Annotated in this window: 1 pseudogene; it reads left to right on the forward strand. The window is 58.6% G+C overall.

From position 1 onward, the window contains the following. Positions 1–608 (forward strand): annotated as a pseudogene (locus I6F28_RS37080) (IS701 family transposase); the annotation flags it as partial.

Consider the following 608-nt stretch of genomic DNA (forward strand, 5'->3'; position numbering starts at 1 on the left):
GGAATGGGAAGACGAACTCGAACGCTGGCTGAAGCCGTTCCTGGACCGGTTGGGTCATAAGACCGGCAGCGGATGTGTCCCCTGTACGTTGCGGGATTGATCGGCCCGGGCGATCGCAAGAGCGTTCAGCCGATGGCAGAACGCCTTGCAACCGGCAACTACGATCAGCTGCACCATTTCATCGTCGAAGGTGTCTGGGACGCATCACCGCTGGAATCTGAGCTGCTCAACCAGGCGGATCGGCTTGTCGGCGGCAAGGATGCGGTATTAGTCATTGATGACACCGCAATGCCGAAAAAGGGCGAACGCTCGGTTGGTGTCGCGGCTCAATATGCGTCCTCTCTTGGCAAAACGGCAAATTGCCAAACGCTGGTGTCGCTGACCCTTGCGCGCGGCGAAGTGCCCGTGATGGTCGCATTGCGTCTCTTTCTGCCCGAGAGTTGGACAGGCAATGTGTCTCGTTTGATGCGTGCTCGGGTGCCGATCGAACACCGAACGGCAAGATCCAAGCCAGAAATCGCTTTGGCTGAGGTTGATCGAGCGATGGCAGCCAACGTGCGCTTTGGATGTGTGCTGGCGGATGCAGGATACGGGCTCAGCGCACCATT

The organism is Bradyrhizobium sp. NBAIM14 (assembly GCF_020193895.1).
Taxonomy (GTDB): Bacteria; Pseudomonadota; Alphaproteobacteria; order Rhizobiales; family Xanthobacteraceae; genus Bradyrhizobium; species Bradyrhizobium yuanmingense.